This is a genomic window from Ramlibacter sp. 2FC, assembly GCF_005503345.1.
Taxonomy (GTDB): Bacteria; Pseudomonadota; Gammaproteobacteria; order Burkholderiales; family Burkholderiaceae_C; genus SCMQ01.
In genome coordinates, this window is the sequence record NZ_SCMM01000002.1 from 1 (window position 1) to 20298 (window position 20298).

General features: G+C 67.6%; 12 protein-coding genes. 7 read left to right on the top strand and 5 right to left on the bottom strand.

Annotated features, from left to right (window positions below; translation table 11 throughout):
- Positions 1-147 precede the first annotated feature (147 nt).
- The 3 genes from FFS10_RS01215 (at position 148) to fusA (ending at position 6383) form a co-directional block, all read left to right on the top strand.
- Complete coding sequence (locus tag FFS10_RS01215) at positions 148-678, top strand: substrate-binding domain-containing protein (RefSeq protein WP_171015996.1); 531 nt, start codon at positions 148-150, stop codon at positions 676-678.
- Between the two features lie 52 nt (positions 679-730).
- Positions 731-4213, top strand: a complete 3483-nt coding sequence (locus tag FFS10_RS01220) for an EAL domain-containing protein (protein WP_137890657.1) — start codon at positions 731-733, stop codon at positions 4211-4213.
- 115 nt (positions 4214-4328) lie between these two features.
- The gene (fusA, locus tag FFS10_RS01225) at positions 4329-6383 is read left to right on the top strand and encodes an elongation factor G (protein ID WP_137890659.1); all 2055 of its coding nucleotides are present in this window, start codon (positions 4329-4331) and stop codon (positions 6381-6383) included.
- Here fusA and FFS10_RS01230 read toward each other — a convergent pair.
- Both FFS10_RS01230 and FFS10_RS01235 read right to left on the bottom strand, forming a co-directional pair.
- The gene (locus FFS10_RS01230) at positions 6380-7663 is read right to left on the bottom strand and encodes an MFS transporter (RefSeq protein WP_283957566.1); all 1284 of its coding nucleotides are present in this window, start codon (positions 7661-7663) and stop codon (positions 6380-6382) included. The two genes, fusA and FFS10_RS01230, sit on opposite strands and share 4 nt — an antisense overlap.
- Before the next feature lie 3 nt (positions 7664-7666).
- Entirely contained in the window at positions 7667-9595 is a 1929-nt protein-coding gene (locus tag FFS10_RS01235; RefSeq protein WP_137890661.1) for an ABCB family ABC transporter ATP-binding protein/permease, read from the bottom strand.
- A gap of 41 nt (positions 9596-9636) precedes the next feature.
- On the opposite strand from FFS10_RS01235, the gene FFS10_RS01240 reads away from it, so the two are divergent.
- From FFS10_RS01240 to FFS10_RS01255, 4 genes are all read left to right on the top strand, one after another.
- The gene (locus FFS10_RS01240) at positions 9637-10092 is read left to right on the top strand and encodes an acyl-CoA thioesterase (protein WP_137890663.1); all 456 of its coding nucleotides are present in this window, start codon (positions 9637-9639) and stop codon (positions 10090-10092) included.
- A gap of 191 nt (positions 10093-10283) precedes the next feature.
- The gene (locus FFS10_RS01245) at positions 10284-12245 is read left to right on the top strand and encodes a TOL_0244 family TonB-dependent receptor (protein ID WP_137890665.1); all 1962 of its coding nucleotides are present in this window, start codon (positions 10284-10286) and stop codon (positions 12243-12245) included.
- 5 nt (positions 12246-12250) lie between these two features.
- Positions 12251-12844 (top strand): TOL_0243 family YfiR-like periplasmic protein, encoded by a 594-nt coding sequence (locus FFS10_RS01250; protein ID WP_249931121.1) that lies wholly within the window; start codon positions 12251-12253, stop codon positions 12842-12844.
- Positions 12841-14379, top strand: a complete 1539-nt coding sequence (locus tag FFS10_RS01255) for a sensor histidine kinase, YfiR-like protein-associated (RefSeq protein ID WP_137890669.1) — start codon at positions 12841-12843, stop codon at positions 14377-14379. The genes FFS10_RS01250 and FFS10_RS01255 overlap by 4 nt, the downstream gene beginning before the upstream one ends.
- 43 nt (positions 14380-14422) lie before the next feature.
- Here the strand turns inward: FFS10_RS01255 and FFS10_RS01260 are convergent, their stop codons facing one another.
- Genes FFS10_RS01260 through FFS10_RS01270 form a run of 3 tightly spaced genes read right to left on the bottom strand, consistent with a single transcriptional unit; the run spans position 14423 to position 20282 of the window.
- Complete coding sequence (locus FFS10_RS01260; RefSeq protein WP_137890671.1) at positions 14423-15625, bottom strand: EAL domain-containing response regulator; 1203 nt, start codon at positions 15623-15625, stop codon at positions 14423-14425.
- Between the two features lie 29 nt (positions 15626-15654).
- Positions 15655-19230: a response regulator gene (locus tag FFS10_RS01265; protein ID WP_137890673.1), complete on the bottom strand. Its 3576-nt coding sequence runs from the start codon at positions 19228-19230 to the stop codon at positions 15655-15657.
- Positions 19227-20282, bottom strand: a complete 1056-nt coding sequence (locus FFS10_RS01270; RefSeq protein ID WP_137890675.1) for a chemotaxis protein CheB — start codon at positions 20280-20282, stop codon at positions 19227-19229. Before FFS10_RS01270 ends, FFS10_RS01265 begins: the two co-directional genes overlap by 4 nt.
- Positions 20283-20298: the final 16 nt, after the last annotated feature.

Below are 20298 nucleotides of genomic sequence, written 5' to 3' on the forward strand. Positions count from 1 at the left end.
GCCCCGGACGTCCCGGCTGCTCGCCTCGCGCCTTCTTCACCATCTGCCACCTCGTGTCCGCATGCTTCGATCAGAGCATAACGCGCGAGATGTTGTTTTCGTCTACACCCTCTGACGGACAAGGAAACAATCCTCTTCAGCTTTGCCATGGCTCGGGATGGCGTTTGCCTGATCGTCCACAAAGACAACCCGGTCCAGCGTCTTAGCAATCAACAAATCGCCGATATTTTCACCGGCAAGGTGAGCAACTGGAGCCAAGTCGGTGGACGCAACGCGACGATCACCGTGCTGGCCGCTCAAGACGGCTACAGCTCAACCGAGATCTTCACCCATTTCTTCAAAGTCAAATATCCGGACGTCAAGGCCTCCATCGTGCTTGGCGACAATCCCACGCGCATCAAGGCCTTGCTCGAAAATCCGAATGGCATCGCATGGATATCCGTCGGCGAGGCGGAACGCAAGGCGATGGCAGGCGTGGCCATCAAACCGCTTCCCGTGGAAGGCGTGGCCGCCACCAGAAAGAACATCCGCAGCGGCGACTTCCCCATTTCCCGCCCGCTTCTGCTGCTCACCAAGGAGCGCCCGACGGGGCTGGTCAAAGAGTTCATCAACTTCTCTCTGTCCCCACAGGTCACCGACATCATAGAGAAACATGACTTCATTCCCTACGTAGACTGATCTGCTCCTAGGCCGAGGGGAGGCCGGACTCGCGAACAACACAAAAAACGTGATGATCGAGCCACATACAAGAAAAGCCTGGTCCGACCGCTTCAGCCTGCGGGCCCAGTTGGCGGCCGGGTTCCTCGTTGCGATCGGCCTGAGCCTCGCCGTGGGGCTCGCTTCCTGGATGGCTCAAGAGCACTCGGTCAAAGCGGTCGACAAGCTGCTGAAAATAGATAACCGGATTGCCGAGCTCAGCGCGAGAAGCAATGTCGCGATGCTCAAGGCGCGGAACGCGGAAAAGGATTTCCTGCTGTCCCAGAGCGAATTCGGCTTCTCTGAGGCCAGATCCCGCTACCTGACCTTTGTGCGAACCAACGTTGCTGATATCCGGCAGCACATGGCGGAGATTCGCGAGCTGGTCGACGAGGCGGACGCGACCCAGCAGACGCGGGCGATCGAGCAGGCCGTCACTCAATACCAGGCCGGCTTCCTGAGGGTCGTCGATCTATACGGGCAGCTTGGCCAGGTGGATACCGGCTTGGCGGGGAAGTTTCGCACGAAGAGCCACGAGATCGAACCCATCGTCAGCTCCGGCAAGCTCGACCCGCTCATGATCGACCTGTTGACTCTGCGGCGGAACGAGAAGGACTTCATCATGCGCGGCCAGGGCAAATACGCCAAGGCCTTCAGGCAGAGCATCGATCAGTTCAAGGCGGATCTCGACTCGACCAGCGCCGCACCCGCGGTCAAGGGAAAACTCCTGGGCCTGGCCAACGAATACCAGTCCCTGTTCGAACAGTATGTTCAGGCTGTCGATCGGATCGATGTCGAAAAGAAAAATTATCTCGCCGCCACCCAAACCGTCGAGCCTCTGCTGGACAAGCTCCACCTCAATGCCACCCAGCGAGCGCTCGCAACCCGCGAAGGCCTGCAACGGGCAGCGCGGCTCGCCACCTGGACGGTTCTGGGCGCCAGTGTCGCCGCGCTGTTGATCGGACTGAGCATCGCCTCCCTGGTTTCCCGAAGCATCGCCCAATCGGTTTCGGAGTGCCTCGGGTTTGCCGAGCGGGTCGCCGAGGGAGACCTGGGGATCCGCATGCCGCCGCGAGGCGCACATGAATTCGGGACGCTGGCTGTCGCCTTGAACAGCATGACAAGTGCCTTGCAGAGGTGGCGCCAGTCCTCGGCACGGCGGACAGCCGAATTGGCGAAAGCCAATGAAACGCTGCAAGAAGAAGTCGCCGAGCGCCGGCTTGCCGGACAAAGGCTTGCGCGCTTGAACAAGTTCTACGCCGCGCTCAGCGAGACCAATGAAGCCATCGTGCGCACGGCGGATCGCGACGAGCTGTTTGAGAAGGTGTGCCGCATCTGCGTCCAGCTTTGCGGCACAAGACTGGCATATGTGGGGCTGCGCGATGCGCAAGACCGCGAGCTGCGCCCGGTCGCGCGCTTTGGCCCATGGGAAGACACCCTCGGCGCGCTGCCCATGCCCTTGGGTGCGTGGGGGCGGAAAGGCCATGATCCGTCCGTCGCCGCGATTCCCGTGGACAGGCCATATGTCTGCAACGATGTCTTGCAGGATCCCTCGACCCGTCCTTGGCGTGCGGTGACCGAGAAGATAGGAACCCGCGCGGCCGCGTCATTCCCGCTGCATCAGGCCGGCCGCGTGGCGGGTATTTTGTGCCTGCACGCCGCGCAGACGGATTTCTTTGATGCGACGGCAGTGGATTTGCTCACGGAAATGGCGATGGACATCTCGTTCGCCATGGACAACTTCGAGCGCGAAAGAGCGCGCGGACAAGCAGAAGCAGCGCTTCGGCTCAGCCAGCATGCCATAGACTCCAGCGTCAACGCGATCATGATGATCGATCACACGCAATCGGGCAACCCGATTGCGTTTGTCAACCCGGCCTTTGAGCGAATGACCGGTTATTCGCCCGCGGAGGCGCTCGGGCGAAACCCCGCTTTCCTGCTGGGCGGTGACACGGCCCAACCCGGGGCCATGGCGCTTCGTGATGCGCTGAGGGAAGAACGCGAAGCTCATGCATTGCTGCGCAACTATCGCAAGGATGGCAGCCTGTTCTGGAATGATCTGCATATAGCGCCGGTCCGGGACGACACGGGCAAGATCACCCATTTTGTCGGCGTTTTCAACGATCTCACCGAGATCAAGAACTACCAGGAGCAGCTTGAGCGCCATGCGAACTCCGACATCTTGACCGGGCTGGCCAACCGCAATCTCCTGCAGGACCGTCTTAGCCAGGCGATCACCTATGCACACAGGCACAATCACATGGTGACGGTTGCCCTCCTGGACCTGGATCATTTCAAGTTCGTCAACGACAGCCTCGGCCACAGCACGGGAGACGAACTGCTGAAAATGGTGGCCCAGCGCCTGAGCGACTGCGTCCGGGACAGCGACACGGTGGCGCGCCTGGGCGGGGATGAGTTCGTGGTGATTTTCTCGAGTCACGCCGAGGTGGAGAACATTCCCGACATGGCGCGGCGAATCTCCGCCTCGGTCGCCACCGACCCACGCATCATCGACCTGCTCCAAAGGATTCATGAGACGGTTTCACAGGCCGTCGTCCTGGCGGATCGGGAACTCCATATGACCTGCAGCATCGGTCTGAGCCTGTATCCCCAGGATGGGCGGGACGCGGAGACTCTGCTGAAGAATGCGGACGCCGCCATGTACCGCGCCAAGGAGCTGGGCCGAAACAATTTTCAGTTCTACACGGCCGAACTGAATGCCAAGGTCGGTGAGCGGCTCGCGCTGCAAGCTCGCATGCGGCATGCGCTGGAGCGGGGCGAGTTCTTGCTGCATTATCAACCCCGGGTGGAGATCGAAAGCGGACGAATCTCCGGTGCGGAGGCGTTGATCCGCTGGAACAGTCCGGAGTCGGGCTTGGTGCCACCTTCCGAATTCATTCCCATCCTGGAAGACAGCGGGATGATCCTGGACGTTGGCAGGTGGGCCATGGAGGCGGCCATGTCCGACCATGGGCGATGGACGGCACAGGGTCTCCACCCCCCGCGCATCGCGGTGAACGTGTCTCAAGTTCAGCTTGCACATCAAAGCTTCACGGCCATGATTGACCAGGTCGTCTCCACCGTCTCGGGCGACATTCCCTTGGAGCTTGAGATCACGGAGAGCCTGATCATGAAGGATCTCGAGGCGAACATCCCCAAACTCACGGCCGTCGGAAAATTGGGCATCGACATTGCCGTTGACGACTTTGGCACGGGGTACTCGTCCTTGAGCTGCCTTGCCCGGCTGCCTCTGAACGTGTTGAAGATCGATCGGGCCTTCATCACCGATCTAGCGACCAGCGCCGAAGATCAAGCCATCGTCGCGACCATCATATCCCTGGCCCATTCATTGAAGCTGAAAGTCGTCGCGGAGGGGGTCGAAACAAAGGAGCAGGCCCATCTTCTGGAGACGCTCAAATGCGACGAAATCCAGGGTTATTTTTTCAGCAAGCCTTTGCCATTCGAGGAATTTGCACGATTTCTGGAATGGAAAGGCTTGGCCTCGCTCGTTGAATAGCGCGCTCTTCCCGGACCGCGGACTCGATCATCAGCCCGCCGCCTGAGCGAAAACGGTTGCCGCGCGGCCCGCGGCTCGCTTACGATGGCCTTCCCGTTGCTCAAGGGGAAGCGCCATGCCCGTTGCCGCAGAGATCGCCCAGATCCGCACCCTGGCCCTGGTCGGGCCGGCCGCCGCGGGCAAGACCAGCCTGGTCGAGGCCCTGCTGTGCCAGGCCGGCGCGATCGGCGCGCCGGGCAGCGTGGAGAAGGGCAACACCGTCAGCGACCATGACCCGCTGGAGCGGCGCGCGCTGCGCTCGCTCAATGCCTCGCTGCTGCACTTCCGCCATGCCGGCATCCACACCCATCTGATCGACACGCCCGGCTCGCCCGACTTCCTGGGCCAGTCGCTGCCCGCGCTGGAGGCGGTGGAGACGGCGGCCGTGGTAATCGCCGCGCCGAACGGCATCGAGCCCATGGCGCAGCGCATGATGCAGTGGGCCGCGCAGCGCGAACGCGACCGCCTGATCGTGGTCAACAAGATCGACGCGCCGGGCCTGGACCTGCAGGCCCTGGTGGCGCAAATCCAGGCCGCCTTCGGCCGCGAATGCCTGCCGGTGAACCTGCCGGCCGGGCGCGGCGAGCGCGTGGTCGACTGCTTCTACAACCTCGCTGAGGACGGCCCGCCCACCGACTTCTCCTCGGTGGCCGAAGCGCACCGCGCCCTGGTCGAGCAGGTGGTCGAGGTCGACGCGGCCCTGGTCGAGCGCTACCTGAACGAGGGCGACGTCGACCCAAGCGAGCTGCACGCGCCGCTCGAGCAAGCCCTGCGCGAAGGGCATCTGGTGCCGATCTGCTTCGTCTCGGCGCGCACCGGCGCCGGCGTGACCGAGCTGCTGGAAGTGATCGAGCGCCTGCTGCCCGACCCCAGCGAGGCCAACCCGCCGGCCTTTCTGCGCGGCGAGGGCCAGGGGGCCCGGCCCATGCAGGCCCAGCCCGACCCGGCGCGCCATGTGCTGGCCCATGTGTTCAAGATCGCCCAGGACCCCTACGTGGGCAAGCTGGGCATACTGCGCGTGCACCAGGGCACGATCACGCCCGGCAGCCAGCTCTACGTGGGCGACGGCCGGCGCCCGTTCAAGGTCGGCCATCTGTTCATGCTGCAGGGCAAGGACTTCACCGAGGTGCCGCGCGCCTTGCCCGGCGACCTCTGCGCGATCGCCAAGGTGGACGAGCTGCACTACGACGCCGTGCTGCACGACGCCGCCGAGGACGAGCACATCCACCTGCAGCCGCTCGACTTCCCGGTGCCGGTGCACGGCCTGGCCATCGAGCCCAAGCGCCGTGGCGACGAGCAGCGCCTGCACGACATCCTGCTCAAGCTGGTCAGCGAGGACCCCTGCCTGCGCCTCACGCATGTGGCCAGCACCAACGAAAGCGTGGTCTACGGCCTGGGCGAGCTGCACCTGCGAACCCTGCTCGAGCGCCTGACCGAGGTGCACAAATGCGAGGTCGCCACGCGCCCGCCCCGCATCGCCTACCGCGAGACCATCGCCGCGCCGGCCGAGGGCCACCACCGCCACAAGAAGCAGACCGGCGGCGCCGGCCAGTTCGGCGAGGTGTTCCTGCGCGTGGAGCCGCTGCCGCGCGGCGCGGGCTACGAGTTCGTGGACCAGGTCAAGGGCGGCGCGATTCCCTACAACTTCATGCCGGCGGTCGAGAAGGGCGTGCGCCAGGCGCTGGAGACCGGGGTGATCGCCGGCTACCCGGTGGTGGACCTGCGCGTGGTGGTCTACGACGGCAAGCACCACAGCGTGGACAGCAAGGAGATCGCCTTCCTCACGGCCGGGCGCAAGGCCCTGGTCGAGGCCGTGCAGGCCGCCCGCCCCTGCGTGCTCGAGCCCATCGTCGACGTGGAGATCAGCGCGCCGGAGGCCAGCATGGGCGACATCACGGGCGACCTCGCGGCGCGCCGCGGCCAGGTCAGCGGCACCCAGGGTTCGCCCACCGGCGGCCTGGTGGTGCTGGCCCAGGCCCCGCTGGCGGAGCTGGCCAGCTACCAGACGCGCCTGAACGCCCTGACCGGCGGCCAGGGCCGCTACACCCTGGTCTTCAGCCACTACGAGGCCGTGCCGCCCACCCTGCAGGCACAGCTGACCGCGCAGTACAGGATCAGGGACGAGGGCTAGGCCCCGAGCCCGTCGCGCCTGGCCAGGGACGGGAACAGGCGGCGCCACAGCAGGGCCACCAGCACCGTGCCCAGGCCGCCCACGACCACCGAGCCCACGGGCCCAAGCAGGGCCGCCGTGGCGCCGGACTCGAATTCGCCCAGCTGGTTGCTCGCGCCTATGAACAGGCTGTTGACCGCGCCCACCCGGCCGCGCATGGCGTCGGGCGTCTCCAGCTGCACCATGGTCTGGCGCACCACCACGCTCACCATGTCGGCCGCGCCCGAGACCGCCAGCGCCAGCAGCGAGAGCCAGAAGCTGGTCGACAGGCCGAACACCACCATGCACAGGCCGAACAGCGCCACCGCGCCAAGCAAGGTGCGCCCCACGCGCCGGCGCAGCGGCCAGCGGCTGAGCACCACCGAGGTCGCCAGCGCGCCCACGGCCGGGGCGGCGCGCAGCAGGCCCAGGCCCTCGGGCCCCACCTGCAGGATGTCGCGCGCGAACATCGGCAGCAGCGCCGTCGCCCCGCCCAGCAGCACGGCGAACAGGTCCAGCGAGATCGCGCCCAGCACCACCTTGCGCTCGCGTATGAAGTGCACCCCGGCCAGCAGCGTGCCCAGCGTCACCGGCTCGGGCAGCGGCGGCGAGTGCTCGTAGCGCAGGCCGAGCAGCAGCATGACGCCCAGCGCCAGCAGCACGGCGCAGCTCGCGTAGACCGCGCCGGCGCCGGCCGCGTAGATCAGCCCGCCCAGCGCCGGCCCGCCGATCACGGCGGCCTGCATGGCCGAGGCGCTGAAGGCCATGGCCCGCTGCAGCAGGGCCGGCGGCACGAGCAGCGGGGTCAGCGCCTGCTGCGCCGACATCTGGAAGGCGCGCACGCCGCCCAGCACCAGCGACACGCCCAGCAGCAGCTCGCGCGAGGCCCACAGCGCGCTGCTCGCCTGCAGCAGCGCCAGCGCCACCACGGCCTGCACGGCCAGGCAGGCGGCGAGGATGCGCCCGCGGTGCCAGCGGTCGACCGCCTGGCCGGCCGGCAGGGCCAGCAGCAGCGCCGGCACGAACTGGTACAGGCCGATCAGCCCCAGGTCCCAGGCGCTGCCCGTGAGCTCGTACATCTGCCAGCCCACGGCCACCATCAGGATCTGGTTGGCCGCCGTGCCCGCCAGGCGCGCGAACCACAGGCGCATGAACGGCCGCTGGCCCAGCAACTGCGAGAGCGTGGAGACAGCGTCCGCTTCGGTCGAGGCCAGGCCGGAGGATGCGGGGCGCTGGCCCGGGATTGTTTCAGGGGGCGGCATGGCTCAGGCCGACAGCGCGCCCACGCGCGATGCCCCGCCTTCCTCCTCGTCCGCCCCGCGCTCCCCCGCCTGCTGCTGCAAGGCCCACATCTGGGCGTAGCGCCCGCCACGCGCCAGCAGCTCGGCATGGGTGCCGCGCTCGACGATGCGGCCGGCGTCCAGCACCAGGATCTCGTGCGCGTCGACCACGGTGGACAGGCGGTGGGCGATGACCAGGGTGGTCTTGTTCTGTGCGGCGCTCTTGAGTTCGGCCTGGATGGCGCGCTCGTTGGCGCTGTCCAGGGCCGAGGTGGCCTCGTCGAAGATCAGGATGGGCGGGTTCTTGAGCAGAGTGCGCGCGATCGCCACGCGCTGCTTCTCGCCGCCCGAGAGCTTGAGGCCGCGCTCGCCCACCGTGGTCTCGTAGCCCTTGGGCGTGGCGGCGATGAAGTCGTGGATGCGTGCGGCGCGCGCCGCGGCCTCGACCTCGGCGCGGCTGGCGCCGGGGCGGCCGTAGGCGATGTTGTAGGCCACGCTGTCGTTGAACAGCACGGTGTCCTGCGGCACGATGCCGATCGCCTGGCGCACGCTGGACTGGGTCACACTGCGTATGTCCTGGCCGGCGATGGTGATGCGGCCCGCGGGCACCGAGGGATCGCCGGGGATGCCCACGTCGTAGAAGCGGTAGAGCAGGCGCGCCAGCGTGGACTTGCCCGAGCCCGAGGGTCCGACCACGGCCACGGTCCGGCCGGCCGGGATCTCGAAGCTGATGTCGTGCAGGATGGGGCGCGCGGCCTCGTAGGCGAAGTGCACATGCTCGAAGCGCACGCTGGCGTCCGGCCGGCCCAGGCCCTGGCCCAGCGGCGCCGGCAGCAGCGGGAAGGTCAGGGGCCGGGCGCCCGGCGCATCGGCGACCTCGCGCTCCTTTTCCATCAGCACGAACATCTTGTCCAGGTCGGTCAGGCTCTGCTTGATCTCGCGGTAGATCACGCCCAGGAAGTTCAGCGGGATGTAGAGCTGGATCATGAAGGCGTTGACCATGACCAGGTCGCCCAGCGTCATGCGGCCGTCGACCACGCCCTGGGTGGCGCGCCAGAGCATGGCCACCAGGCCGATGGCGATGATGACCTGCTGGCCGGTGTTGAGCAGGGACAGCGTGGTCTGGCTCTTCAGGCGCGCGCGGCGCAGGCGCTCCAGGCTCTCGTCGTAGCGGCTGGCCTCGAAGGCCTCGTTGTTGAAGTACTTGACGGTCTCGTAGTTGAGCAGCGAGTCTATGGCCTTGGTGTGGGCCGCCGAGTCGAACTCGTTGGCCTGGCGGCGGAACTGGGTGCGCCACTCGGTCACCGTGACGGTGAAGGCGATGTAGCAGGCCAGGGCCGCGATGGTGATCCAGGCGAACCAGGCGTCGAACTTCACCGCCAGGATGGTCAGCACCAGCGTGACCTCGATCAGCGTGGGCACGATGCTGTAGAGCGAGTAGGAGATCAGCGACTCGATGCCTCGCACGCCGCGCTCGATGTCGCGCGTCATGCCACCGGTCTGGCGCTCCAGGTGAAAGCGCAGGCTCAGGGCATGCAGGTGCTCGAAGGTGGCCAGCGCGATGCTGCGCGCCGCGCCCTGGGTGGCCTTGGCGAACACCAGCTCGCGCAGCTCGGTGAACAGCGAGGTGCACAGGCGCAAGCCCCCGTAGGCCAGCAGCAGGCTGGCCGGCACCACCAGCAGGGCCTGCGGGTCGCCGGGCCGGATGGCCATGGCGTCGACCAGGGTCTTGAGCAGCATGGGCACGCCCACGTTGGCGAGCTTGGCGCCGACCATGAAGGCCAGGGCGGCGAGCACGCGCCACTTGTAGCGCCACAGGTAGGGGAACAGGCGGCCGAGGGTGCGCCAGTCGGAGCGCGGCGCGCCGGCCAAGGCAGGTGCGGGAGGGGGGGACGAATCGCCGTAGCGGCGCATGGGTGACAATCCTGAAGACTACAGACTCCGAGATTGTGCCCATGTCCAAGGAATCCGGCCGCGCCGCCCACGGCGCCATCCACGCCAACCCCCTGCCCGCGAGCGGCCCCAGGGTGGACCTGCCCGAGGACGAGGAGCTGGTGCTCAAGGTGATTCCCATGCCGGCCGACTGCAACGCCAACGGCGACATCTTCGGCGGCTGGGTCATGGCCCAGGTGGACCAGGCCGGCGCAGTGATCCCGGCGCGCTACGCCAAGGGCCGCATCGCCACCGTGGCGGTCAACGAGTTCATCTTCAAGCAGCCGGTGCGCGTGGGCGACATCCTGTCCTTCTACGCGCGCCTGGTGCGCGTGGGCCGCAGCTCGGTGACGGTCAAGGTCGGCGTCTACGCCGAGCGCTTCAGCACCCAGGGCCAGTACATCAAGGTCACCGAGGCCATGCTGACCTACGTGGCGATCGACGAGCAGGGCCGTCCGCGCGAGCTGCCGCCGGCCTAGGGCTCTGGTGTTGCGCGCCCTCCACGAACCGGGCGCCGAAAACGGGCCTTGCCGCTTGCCTGATTGGCCAGCGGCAAGGATACTTGTGCGCATGCCCAGCGCTCAGGGCATGGCGGGCATGCCATGGGGTGGCCCGGCTGGGTGCCTGAACCGAAAAGAAACGAACCAAGAACAGGTGAAGGGGGGTCCCCATGAAAAGTACTGTATTTCCCGCTGCCAGGAGAAGGCCGGAGGACCGTCCTGCCGCCCTGCCCGGCCGTCTCGCCGTCGCCGCCTGCATGGCGCTGGAGATGTCCGCGGCGGCGGCAGCGAATGCGCCGGCAGACCTGTCGCGCCTGTCGATCGAGGAGCTGGCCAACATCGAGATCTCCTCGGTCTCCAAAAGGCCCGAGCCGCTGAGCGCCGCCGCCGCGGCGGTGTACGTCATCACCAGCGAAGACATCCGCCGCTCCGGCGCCAACAGCCTCCCGGAAATCCTGCGCCTGGCGCCGAACCTGCAGGTCGCACGCGTGGATGCCAGCACTTACGCCATCACGGCGCGCGGCTTCAACGGCAGCAGTTCCAACAAGCTGCTGGTGCTGATCGATGGACGCAGCGTCTACTCCACGCTCCAATCCGGCGTGTTCTGGGATATGCAGGACACGCTGCTCGAAGACATCGAGCGCATCGAGGTCGTCAGCGGCGCCGGCGGCACGCTGTGGGGCGCGAACGCGGTCAACGGTGTGATCAACATCCTCACGCGCAAGTCGGGCGACACGCAGGGCGGGCTGGTCAGCCTGAGCGCGGGGAGCCCGACCGACCGCGATGCGGGCATGCGCTACGGCGGCAAGCTGGGCGAGGACGGAAGCTACCGCGTCTACGGCAAGCGCCTGCAGCGGGACCACACGGTCAGCGCCAGCGGCGCGCCGGTGCCGGACGCATGGGACAAGGGCCAGGTCGGATTCCGCATGGACTGGGCCAGCAGCGGCGACGCGCTGACGCTGCAGGGCGACGCCTATGACGGATCCATCGATCAGCGGGTCAACGACGACAAGACCCTCTCCGGCCACAACCTGATCGGACGCTGGAGCCGCGACTTGCAGGACAGGGGAAACCTGCAGGTCCAGGCCTATTACAACCGCGCCAGGCGAGTCCACCCCGGCACCTTCGGCGAGGTGGTCCATACCTACGACATCGACTTGCAGCATCGCTTCCGCTGGGGCAGCAACCACGACATCGTCTGGGGGGCTGGCCACCGCCAGACACGCGACCAGTTCGCCAACACCGCGGTGCTGGCGTTCTTTCCGGAGCGCTTCACCATGAAATTGTCCAGCGTCTTCATCCAGGACAGCATTGCCCTCAGCGAGCGCCTGGAGCTGACGCTGGGCGCCAAGCTCGAGCACAACAGCTACACCGGGCTCGAAGCCCAGCCCAATGCGCGACTGGCCTGGAAACTGGACAACCAGGCGCTGCTGTGGTCGGCGATCTCGCGCGCGGTGCGCACGCCTTCGCGCCTGGACCGCGACCTGTTTTCCCCGTCCACCCCGCCCTTCCTGATCGCCGGCGGACCGGATTTCAGATCGGAGAAGCTGACCGCGTACGAAGTCGGCTACCGCGCACAGCCCTCGGCCGCGACCTCGTTTTCGGTGTCCGCCTTCTACAACGACTATGACCGCTTGCGCAGCATTGAGCTGCTGCCCGGCGGCACGCCGAAGGGCGGGCCCTTCGTGTTCGGCAACAAGATGCTGGGCCATACCCATGGCCTGGAAATGTGGGGGAGCCACCGGGTGTACGACTGGTGGCGCCTGAGCGCCGGGCTCAGCTATCTCAAGAAGCATCTGAGGCTGGCCGCCGACAGCACCGACATCAGCGGCACGCGGCTCGCCGGCAACGATCCCGAGCACCAGGTGTCGCTGCGCTCGAACATGAGCCTGCCGCACAATATGGACCTCGACGTCGCGCTGCGCGCCATCGGTGCACTGCCCAACCCCAGAGTGCCCAGCTATGTGGCCGTCGATGCGCGGCTGGGCTGGCGGGTCGAAAAGGACCTCGAGCTGTCTCTGGCGGTCACCAACCTGCTGGACAAGGCCCATCCGGAGTACCGGAGCTCGGCGACAGCCACCCCCAACGAACTGCGGCGCGTCGTCAGCGTGAAGATGCTATGGAACTTCTGAACGCCATGCTGCACGCGACCAGCCCTCTGCGCTCGCGCATCCGGGCGGCGATCACGCTTGCCCTGTGTTTCGTGCTGTGGCCGGCATCGGTGGGCGCAGCCGAGACCGAACTGCTCGAATACGACGTCAAGGCGGCCTACCTCTACAAGTTCGGCCTGTTCATCGAATGGCCGAGCGCTGCCTTTGCCTCGCCCGCCAGTCCGCTGAATCTGTGCGTGGTCGGAGAGGGGCCCATCGGTCCGATACTGGACGCGACGGCCGGCAAGCAGCGCGTCAATGAACGCGAAGTGAACGTCCGGCGCCTCAAGACGGTGGGGCGCGACGCTGGCTGCCATATCCTGTACATCCAGGACAGCGACGCTCAGCCGTCTGGCCAGATCGTTGCGGCGCTTCGAGGCAGCTGGGTGTTGACGGTGACCGACAGCCGCGCCGCGTCCGGCGCCGGCAGGGGCATCATCAACTTCGTGCTCAAGGACAACCGCATGCGCTTCGAGATCGACGACGAGGCCGCCGCACAGAACAATCTCGGCATCAGCTCCAAGCTGCTGAGCCTGGCCCTCAGCGTCAAACCCAGACAAGCCCGGGGGGGTGCCAAATGAGACGGTTGAAGGATCTTCCCATCCGGGGGAAGCTGATGCTGTTCACCGCGCTCACCAGCGCGATCGCCCTGCTGCTGGCCGGTTCGATCGTCATCGTCTACGAGAACCTGGCGTACCAGACACAAAAGACCCGGGAAATCTCGGTGCAGGCCGAGATTCTCGCGGCCAGCGTGGTGGCATCGCTGACCTTCAGCGATGCCAAGGCGGCGCAGGAGTATCTGAACGCACTCAAGGCCAACTCTGAAATCGACGCGGCTGCCGTGTACAGCGCGGACGGCGCCCTGTTCGCGAGCTATTCCCGAGCCGGCGCGCCAGCGTCGCCGCTGCCGGCACGGGCCCGCTCCGATGGCCTGCAATTCGAGGGCCATGAGCTGGGGGCATTCTGGCCCGTCAGGGCCGGAACGGGCCAGATGGGCAGCGTCTACCTGCGCATCAGCGTCGAGCCGCTGGCGACGCGCCTTGCGCGCTACGGCGGCATCATGCTGCTGGTGATGGTCTGCTCGCTGCTGCTCACGCTGCCGATTTCCAAGCGCCTGCATGCCACGATCGTCGATCCGATCCGCGACATCGCCGACATTGCCCGCCAGGTGATGGCCGGCGACCTGACGGTCAAGCTGACGGCACAGGAACGCGCCGACGAAATCGGCGTACTGATGGAGGTTCTTGGGCAGATGCTGCAAAGCCTGAGAGAGATCACGCGCCAGATCAGCAGCGGCGCCCAGGTTCTGGTGTCGTCCACGGGCGAGATTCTGATTTCGACGACCCAGGTGGCCGCGAGCTCGGCCGAAACGGCCGCCGCGATCAACGAAACCACCGTGACGGTCGAGGAGGTCAAGCAGACGGCCCAGCTCGCAGAGAAAAAGGCGCGCCAAGTCTCCGAGAGCACGCAGCACACGGCCAAAGTATCGCAAAGCGGCAAGAAGTCGGTGGAGCAGTCGATCGAGGCAATGCAGCGTATTCAGGAGCAAATGGAGTCGATCGCCGAGCGCATCGTGCGCCTGTCGGAGCAGGGCCAGGCGATCGGCGAGATCATCACCACGGTGAGCGACCTGGCCGAGCAGTCGAACCTGCTGGCGGTGAATGCGGCGATCGAGGCGGCCAAGGCTGGCGAACAGGGTATGGGATTTGCCGTGGTGGCCCAGGAAGTGCGAAGCCTGGCTGCGCAGTCCAAGCAGGCGACGGTGCAGGTGCGTTCCATTCTGGGCGACATCCAGAAGGCGACCAGTGCGGCCGTGATGGCCACCGAGCAGGGAAGCAAGGCGGTGGAGGCCGGGGTGAAGCTCTCCGGCGAGGTGGGCGAATCAATAGGCGTGCTCGCCGAGAGCATCAGCGAATCGGCGCAGGCCGCGATGCAGATCGCGGCCTCGGCGCAACAGCAGCTGGCCGGCATGGACCAGGTGGCCATGGCGATGCAGAAGATCGGGCAGGCCAGCGCGCAGAACACCATGAGCACCCGGCAAACCGAAGGCTCCGCCAAGGAAATGCATGAGCTGGGCCTGAAACTGAAGCAGGTGGTGGAGCAGTACCGGGTGTGAGCAGGCGGCGTCCGCGCGAACTGCCGCCAGCCTGAGCGCCACCTCAGGCGCCGCTGCCCAGCTGGGGCCAGCGGCGCTGCTCCCAGTCCGCGACCCAGGCCTGCACGTCCCCGCCCGGCATGGACCGCGCGATGAAGTAGCCCTGGGCCTGCTCGCAGCCGACCTGGCGCAGAAAACTCCAGTCGTCCAGGTCTTCCACGCCCTCGGCCACGGTCTTGATGCCCAGTTGCCGCGCCATGTTCAGGCTGGCCTCCAAGATGCTCTGCAGCGCCGCGCTGCGGCTGGCGCCCTGTACGAAGCTGCGGTCCACCTTGAGCTCGTCGAAGGGAATGTCGCGCAGCTGGGCCAGCGTGGAGTGGCCGGTGCCGAAATCGTCGATCGACAGGCCCACGCGCTTGAGGCGCAGGCGAATGAGGATGTCCAGCGAGGCCAGCGGGTCCTTCATGAGCCGGCTTTCCGTGACTTCGAGCACCAGGGCGCTCAAGGGCACCCCCGCCGCGCGCGCCGTGCGTGTGACGAAGTCCGGAAACTCCAGCACCGCCAGGTTGTCCATCGAAACGTTGACCGCCAGGTGCAGGTCCAGGCCCGCGTCGCGCCAGCGCCGCGCCTGCCGCAGGGCATCGCTCAGCACGACCCGCGTCAGCGCGTCGATCAGCCCGTGCTCCTCGGCCAGGCCGATGAAGCGGTCCGGATAGACCAGACCGTCCTCGGGATGCTGCCAGCGCACCAGGGTCTCGACGCCGGTCACATGGCCGGTGGCGATGTTGACCTTGGGCTGGTAGTGGTTGACCAGTCTCCCCTGCAGGATCGCATCGCGCAATGCCTCGGGCGCATAGGTCTTGGCCGGGGTTGCGGCCGCGACCTCCACATGCGGGCGCTTTCTCGCCAGCAGCATGCCCAGCTGCTTGTTGGTCACGGGCTTGCGCAGTGCGCCCAGCACGTCGAGCCGGTGCACCTGGGCCAGTTTTTCCGCGGTCTGCAGCACGCGCAGGTCCTCGCCGCTGATCAACACCAGCTCGCCCTGGTAGCCGATGCGCGCCAGGTTCCGCAAGCATTCGATGCCGTCCATCTCGGGCATCTGCAGGTCGCACAGGATCAGCTCGGGCTGCAGCTGGCCGGATTCCAGCAAGGCCAGCGCGTCCTGGGCACGCGTCTCGCACTGCACATCGGTAAAGCCCAGGCGCGCCAGCTGGCGCGTCAGCAGCCGCTGCGAGAACGGTTCGTCGTCGATGATCAGAATTTTCATGTTCCCTCCCTTGTTTACTCGGAACGCGTTCAGGATTCGGCCAGCAGCCTGGCGATGTCGGCCTCGACTTCGGCCATGGCGGTCTCGACATGGGCCAGGTCCTGCGCAACGGCCTGGGCACCGCCTGCCCGGCAAGTGTTCTCCAGCCCGGCGCACAGATCGCCCAGCGCCAGCGCGCCGACGGCGCGCGACGAGGACTTGAGCTTGTGGGCCGCGGCACAGGCCTGCTCGGCATCCGCGGCGCCCAGCGCTGCGCGCATGTCAGCGGCCAGCCGACGGGCCGAGGACAGATAGTCCGCCAGGAATTCCCGCCAGGTGGCTGCGTCGTCGCCGACCAGGCTTTGCAGCACGCTGATGTCCACGGCCCGGCCTGGTGGCGACGCGGCGGCACCCGGGAGCGGCTTGGGATCCGTCGCCACTGCGCCGGGCGACCTGGGCAGCCATTTGTCCAGCATGTCGCCGAGCACGCGCAGTTGCACCGGCTTGGTCAGGTAGTCGTCCATGCCCACTGCCTGGGCACGGCGAGCCTCGCCGCGCAGGGCGTTGGCGGTGAGTGCCAGGATGGGCATGCGACTGCGACCCGGATCCTCCTCGCGGCGTATGGCCTCGGTCAGCATGTAGCCGTCCATCTCGGGCATGTGCAGGTCGGTCAGCAGCAGGGCATAGCCGCCCTGGCGCCACAGGCGCAGCGCCTCCGCGCCGTTGTCGGCGATCTCCGCGGCATGGCCGAGCAGCGCCAGCTGGCGCAGGATCACCTTCTGGTTGATCTCGTCGTCCTCGGCCACCAGGACCAGCCGGCCCTGGGCGCGCGCCTCGGCGATGGTCGGCGCCTGCATCGCGGTGGTCCGGGGCGGTTCGGACGCCTCCTGAAAGACTTCGGGCGAGGCGCGGCCCGCGGCCACCGCCACGGCGCGCAGCAGCACGCGCCGACGCAGCACGTCGCCGTCCATGGTCACGGTGTGCGGGTCCTGCACCCGGGGCCAACGGCGCCGGCCGCGCGAGACCAGCAGGACGCGCAGGTCGCCACCGTCGCCGGACGGCGGCCAGGACGGCGACGCCTTCGATCCGCCCAGGATGAGCACCGTGGGCCCGGCCAGGCCGGCCGCGGCGCTGCGGGCCGCGTCGAGGTCGGCCACGCGCTGCACCCTTGCCCCGGCGTGGACCAGGTAGGCCATGAGGTCCTCGGCCTGGAACTCGGGGCTGTCGAGCACCAGGCAGTCCAGCCCCGCGAGCTCGGGTGCACCGCGGCGCGGCTGCGCCTCGGCCCGCTCCATGGGCAGCGCGATGGTGAAGCAGGTGCCCGCGCCCAGTGTGCTCTCGACACGGATCTCGCCCTGCATCACGTCGACCAGGCGCTTGCAGACCGCCAACCCCAGGCCGGTGCCGCCGAAGCGGCGCGTGGTCGACACCTCCCCCTGGGTGAATGGCGTGAACAGCCTGGCCACGGTCTCGGGCGCCATGCCGATGCCGTTGTCGGCGATGCGCAGCGACAGCCGCAGGGGCAGCTCCTGCTCGACGGTTACACGCAACGAGACCTGGCCGCGCTGGCCCGGCCGCCCGCCCGAGAACTTGATGGCGTTGCCAAGCAGGTTGTAGAGCACCTGACGCAATCGCACGTCGTCGGACAGCACCCGTTCGGGCAACTCGGGGTCGATGAACGGCGAGATGTCCACGCCGGCGCGCTCGGCCACCGGGGCCAGCGAATTGCACAGCCCCTCGACCATGTCGGTCAGCGACAGCGGGATGCGCTCGAGCGTCATGCGGCCGGCCTCGATCTTGGAGAAGTCCAGGATGTCGTCGATGATGGTCAGCAGGGCCTGGGCCGACTCGCGTATGGTCTTGACCAGGTCCGCCTGGTAGTCGCTCATCTGGCTCTCGGCCAGCACCTCGGCCATGCCCAGCACGCCATTCATGGGGGTGCGGATCTCGTGGCTCATGGCGGCCAGGAAGGCGCTCTTGGCGCGCGAGGCCTCCTCAGCCACCGCCTTGGCGCGGGTCAGCGCCTCGTTGACTTCGGTCAGCTCGGCCGTGCGCGCCGCCACGCGCTCGGCCAGATGCGCGCGCTCGTCCTGCAGCGCGGCGTTGCTGTCCTTCAACTCGGCGGTCATCTGCTCGAGCTGGTGCAGGCTGCGCTGGCGTTCGGTCAGGTCGCGTGCAATGGTGGAGAAGAACGCCACCTGGCCTTGCGCGTCCTTGTGTGCGATGACGACCTGAGAGACGGGAACCTCCGTGCCGTCGGGACGCAGCAATGCGGTCTCGCCGCTCCAGAAGCCCTGGGCGATGGCCTGCGGAATGCCTTGTTCGAACACCAGCCGGGCCGCCCATTCGGGCAGCGTACCGCGGATGCTGGCACCGTAGACTTTCTCGGCCGTGGCGCCCATCAGCCGCAGGCCCGCCGCGTTGCTGTAGAGCAGGCGCCCGTCGGCGCCGATCGTGGCCACGAGGTCGGGCGTGGCCTCGACGATGGCGGTCAGCCTCGCCTGCGCTTCCTGGAGGCGCTCGCGCTCGGCAATTTCTGCCGTGAGCTTGGCGGTGCGCTCCGCCACTGCCTGCTCGAGATGCTCGTGCAGCATGGCGCGCGCGAGCGCCAGCGCGACCTGGCTGCCGACGCTGGACAGCACCGCCAGGGCCTCCTCGCCGAACAGCCCCTGATCCAGCGCGAACAGGTTGAGCAGGCCCAGCACGCGGCCGTCGCCCTGGCGCAGCGGAATGCTGGCGTGGCTGCCCCGGCCGTGTGCCGCGCCCGTGGCCAGCACCAGGCACTCGCAGCCGACGACATTGGCTGCCGAATCGAGCTCGCCGGCCAGCAGCCGTCGCTGGCAACTGCATGGCTGGGCGAAAGCCGGCGGCTGGTCCCAGGCCGGCGCCATGCGACGCAGGCCCGCGAGCCGGAAACCGCCCTCGGGCTTACACAGGAAGATCCAGCCGGAGTGGACGCCCGGCAGCTCCAGCGTGCGGTCAAGCGTCGTGGCCACGACGGCGCGCTCGGTGGTCACGGCGTTGAGGCCCTGAGCGATGCGGTTGAGCCCCTGCAGCATCAGGTTGGAATTCGCCAGGTCCCTTTCGCGCCGCTTGAGCTCGTCGTTGACATGAACCGCCTGATCGTAGGTCGAGACCAGCAGGTCCAGCATCTGCTGGCGCTCGGCCGTGATGACATGGGTCTGGCCGCCCAGGCGGATCTCCAGCGCCAACTGCATGGCCTGGTTCTTGCGCAGTTCGAGGTTGATCAGCAGGTGCTCGATGCGCGACAGCAGGTATTTCTCGTCGTAGGGCTTGCGCACGAAATTGTCGGCGCCGCAGGCCAGGCCACGGATCACGTCGGCCGGGTCGGACAGCGTGGTCACCAGCATCACCGGCAGATGCTTCAGTGCGTCATCGCCCTTGATCGCCTGGCACAGGCCATAGCCGTCGAGCCGCGGCATCACCACGTCGCTGATGACCAGCGTGAACGGCTGTCGCCGCAGGCGCGCCAGCGCGTCCATGCCGTCGGGCGCCACCGTGACGCGGTAGCCATGCTCCTCCAGCAGGAAGCGCAGCTGCTCGGCCTGCGTCGGGCTGTCCTCGGCGACCAGAATCTCCACCGTGCTGTTGTCGTCCAATCTCATGCTTTCCTCCAACGCGGGTGTCCCGGGCCGGCCAGGCTGGCCAGCACCGCGGCGATTTTTTCCGGTGGCAGCACCAGCTGGGCTGCGTCCAGCCGTATCGCCGCGCCTGGCATGCCATGCACCACCGAGCTGTGCTTGTCCTGGGCCAGGGTGAACGCGCCCTTGTCCCTGAGCAGTCGCAGCTCCTGTGCCCCATCGCGGCCCATGCCGGTGAGCAGGCCCGCGACCGCGTCGGCGCCATAAACCTCGGCGACCGAGCGGAACAGGTAGGACACCGAGGGACGCAGTCCGTGCTCCGGCGCATCGTGGCTGAGCATGACCAGCCCCGGATGCACCAGCTTCATCTGCAGCCCGTCGGGCGCCAGGTAGACGTGGCCGGGCCGCAGCAACTCGCCCTGCGCCGCCAGATGCACCGGCAGCGCGCAGGACTGGGCCAGCCATTCGGCAAAGCCCGCACTGAAACCGGGCGCCATGTGCTGCACGATCACCAGCGGCGCCGGAAAGGCCGCTGGCAGGGCCGCGAGGATGGTCTGCAACACCGGCGGCCCGCCGGTCGAGGCGCCCAGGACCACGATGCGCGCCTGGGACGGCAGGGCCACCGGCCCGATCTCGGCCGGCCGCGCCGCCGGGGGGCTCCCGGGGGGGCGCGGCCAACGGCGCACCACCTTCACCTCGGCCATCAACCTGACCGTCTGCAGCAGCTCGCGCGCCTGCGCCTCGTGCTCGGGGTGGCCTGGGGGCTGCGGCCGGTGCAGCACCGCCAGCGCACCGGCTTCCATCGCGTCGAAGCTGGTCGCGTCATCGCGCGGATGGTCGCTGACGAGGACGATGGGCGTGGGCGCTGCCTCCATGATCTGGCGCGTCACCGCAATCCCGCCAAGCCGGTGCGTGCCCATCAGGATCAGCTGGGGGTGCAGGCGACGCACCGCCTCGAGCGCCCCCTCGCCCTCGCGCAGAACGCCAACCACCCGGATCTGCGGATCGGCTTCCAGCATGGCGGTGAGCAGATCGCGCGCCGCCGAGGAGGCCTCCATCACCAGGACATTGATCACAGGTCGAGCTCCATGC